The organism is Cellulosilyticum ruminicola JCM 14822 (assembly GCF_001311925.1).
In the GTDB taxonomy this organism is placed as follows: Bacteria; Bacillota; Clostridia; order Lachnospirales; family Cellulosilyticaceae; genus Cellulosilyticum; species Cellulosilyticum ruminicola.
This window is the reverse complement of the sequence record NZ_BBCG01000131.1, coordinates 1-3,001: the sequence shown is the minus strand read 5'-3', so window position 1 is coordinate 3,001 and position 3,001 is coordinate 1. Positions and strand designations below refer to the sequence as shown.

The window sequence follows — 3,001 nt, the reverse complement described above, 5'->3', positions numbered from 1 at the left end:
CAACTCGTTAAGATATAAAAAATCATCTACAAATATTTAACTATTCGTAGATGACCTTTTTTATATAATATCACTTAACTAAATGATATTGAGGAATATGGACTCTTTTTTGTTCCAAGTGATGGATTTGGTTGTTTAGATTATGTACGAATTGCTTATTGTGTAAATAAAGATCAAATTATGAGATTATTACCTTACTTTGAAACTTTAGAAAAAGATTACAAATAATACATGTCATTTGTGTTAAATAAATAAAATTAAATCATTATCATGACGAAAAGTACAATGGAAGAAGATAACTTAAAAATGATTGAAAAGGTTACAGGGGTGCCAGTTATAACAACAGTATCTAAAGATGCAAAGGAGCTAAATATATCTGTAGAGAAGCTGCTTAAACTTTAGTCTTAATAAAACTGCAATCAGCAATTCCTTTTAGGTGGCTATAAAATGAAAGTTATTGTATAATAGGAATACAATTGTAGAATAGCTAGATATAGCGTAGAAATAAAGGAGTTATTATAGATATGAAGTTTTATTTTGCCCCGATGGAAGGTGTAACAGGATATATTTATCGTAATGCACATGCTGCTTTTTTTAATAATGTAGATAAGTATTTCACACCTTTTATTGTTGCCAATCACCATGGTAAATTATCCTCTAGAGAATTAAATGACATTTTACCAGAACATAATATAGGTTATACAGTAGTACCACAGATTTTAACAAATAATGCAGAAGATTTCATCCGTACAATGAAAGCGCTTAAAGCTTATGGTTATGATGAGGTGAATTTAAATTTAGGTTGTCCTTCAGGAACTGTTGTGACAAAAAGAAAAGGTTCAGGTTTTTTAGCATATCCTGAAGAATTAGATATATTTTTAGAACAGATATTTGCAGAGGCAGTGACAAAGATTTCAATTAAAACACGTATTGGACGTGATGAGCCAGCAGAATTTGAAAAGTTAATGGCAATTTATAATAAATATCCATTAGAAGAGCTAATTATTCATCCACGTGTACAAAAAGATTACTATCGTAATACACCCAATATGGATGTTTTTGAGACAGCAGTATTTGAAAGTAAAAATTCAGTATGTTATAATGGGGATATTTTTACAACAGCACATTATGAGGCTTTTAGAGAAAGATGTCCACAAATTGAATTGATGATGTTAGGCCGTGGACTCATTGTAAACCCAGGTTTTATTACAGAGATTCAAACAGGAGAAACTGTGGATAAGACTATTTTGAAGGCATTTCATGACAAGCTTTATGAAGGCTATCAAGAAATTATGTCTGGTGATCGTAATGTTTTATTTAAGATGAAAGAAAGTTGGTTTTATATGATGCATATTTTCTCAAATTCAGAAAGTTATGTAAAGAAAATTAAAAAAGCACAAAAGCTTCATGATTATGAAGTTGCAGTAGATAGTCTTTTTGAAGAACAAGACATTGTTAAAGGTGCAGGGTTATTTTCAGCAAAATAAGAGATAAGTATAATATAGTAAAATTAGAAATACTATATGCACCTTTTTGATACCAATTTTAACAAAGATTATCCTAAAATTTAATTAGATCCTAAAAACTAATGTTTTTGAAGTCTTATTATAGTTACATTTATTTACATCCTCTATTGCACTTAATTTTTTACCAATAAATGTATATAGCGCTATACTTAAAATTGTATCCGAAGTTAAGATACCTTTTTTCTTAAGGTATCTTAGTAGCTTATTGAAGTTATATGCTCCAATTTTGAAGCCAAACACTATTTTTGAGCGCAAAAGGCCACGAACTGGCATGGCATCCACTTGATATTTTCTTCGAATGACTGAAGGAATGCCTTCTACATCAGCCCTTTTGTTAGTAAGCTTGATATATTCTTTTGTTTGCATTAATTCACGAATCTTACTGTTACTATAACTTTTATTGCTAAACTTAACACTATCGTCTTTTTTTTCTTTTTTGCTAGGACATTGATTATGTAGTGGACCATTTTCACTAAAATAGCTCATTTGTGGTATTTCCTATTTCTTGAGTTTCTTCATTTACTTCAAAAGAACTATATGGTAATTTCTCCTGTGGTGGTGCTTTTACTAATTGACCTGGTTTTAATTAGGTTCTTGAGTAATAGAAAAACTGGAGCTTTTATGACCTTTTTGAGCACCTTGTTTTTTATCAGAAGATTTTCGAAGGCTTTTAGGCTGTGGTTTACTAAGGCCATCACTAGATGGTGGTTTAGAACTATTTTTATTATTCTTGTTGATCTTTTCTTTAAGCTCAGCAATTTCAATTTCTTGTTTTTGAATAGTTTCAGTTAGTTTGTTAATAGTAGCAGTTTGTTCTGAAATAATATCAGTAAGAGTATCGATCTTGTTAAATAATTTTTGTAAAAAGTCAGGTGATAACTCTGTATTCAAACTGCTCATATCCTTTCGAAATAATATACTTAAAGTATAATGTTTTAGAAAGGCAAAAAGCTAGTTGATAACTAAATTTAAATGTGGAACTCTAACATAAAAAATCATGCTAAAAAACTCGTTTATCTACAGCAAAAAAATATATTTATTCAGCCAACGACTGAACAGTTACGAATCATTTATAATTAAGTCATTAAACATTTATGTAATCTCTTTATAATTATGTTTTTTGTCGACTTAATTATATCAAGAGATGTCATAAATGTTTTTTATTTTGCTCAAAATCGTATTGGAAAATTATTGGAACTAATTTTGCACGTTTATAGCTAGTCTAGATTAGACTAGCTCAGGCTGTAGACAATTACATTGTCTACAGCCATTTTTACTGTTAGACTAGAAGTAGAGGTGATATACAATGATGGGTAGAAGAAATAATGATGAAAGATCCCAAATACAAATGTTAAGTATAGATGACCTTGTACCTCAAGATCATCTTATAAGAAAAATTGATGTAGCTATTGACTTAAGCTTTATCTATGACAAAGTGAAAGATTTATATAAACCAGGTGGTCGTGAAAGTATCG

Annotated in this window: 3 protein-coding genes and 1 pseudogene; 2 read left to right on the top strand and 2 right to left on the bottom strand. The window is 29.5% G+C overall.

Annotation, left to right across the window (positions count from 1 at the left end; translation table 11 throughout):
• Nucleotides 1-524 precede the first annotated feature (524 nt).
• The gene (locus tag JCM14822_RS18270) at nucleotides 525-1,487 is read left to right on the top strand and encodes a tRNA dihydrouridine synthase (RefSeq protein WP_054744054.1); all 963 of its coding nucleotides are present in this window, start codon (nucleotides 525-527) and stop codon (nucleotides 1,485-1,487) included.
• 84 nt (nucleotides 1,488-1,571) lie between these two features.
• On the opposite strand, the gene JCM14822_RS21320 is transcribed toward JCM14822_RS18270, so the two are convergent.
• A complete protein-coding gene (locus JCM14822_RS21320) occupies nucleotides 1,572-2,012 on the bottom strand; it encodes a transposase (RefSeq protein ID WP_054744052.1) in 441 nt (146 codons plus the stop codon).
• A gap of 96 nt (nucleotides 2,013-2,108) precedes the next feature.
• Nucleotides 2,109-2,417 (bottom strand): DUF6444 domain-containing protein, encoded by a 309-nt coding sequence (locus JCM14822_RS18260; RefSeq protein WP_054744050.1) that lies wholly within the window; start codon nucleotides 2,415-2,417, stop codon nucleotides 2,109-2,111.
• Nucleotides 2,418-2,832: 415 nt separating this feature from the next.
• On the opposite strand from JCM14822_RS18260, the pseudogene JCM14822_RS22300 reads away from it, so the two are divergent.
• A pseudogene (locus JCM14822_RS22300) lies at nucleotides 2,833-3,001 on the top strand (IS5/IS1182 family transposase); the annotation flags it as partial.

Coding starts and splice junctions, on each gene's coding strand:
- JCM14822_RS18270 (WP_054744054.1), top strand. CDS start 525: ATGAAGTTTTATTTTGCCCCGATGGAAGGTGTAACAGGATATATTTAT.
- JCM14822_RS21320 (WP_054744052.1), bottom strand. CDS start 2,012: ATGAGCTATTTTAGTGAAAATGGTCCACTACATAATCAATGTCCTAGC.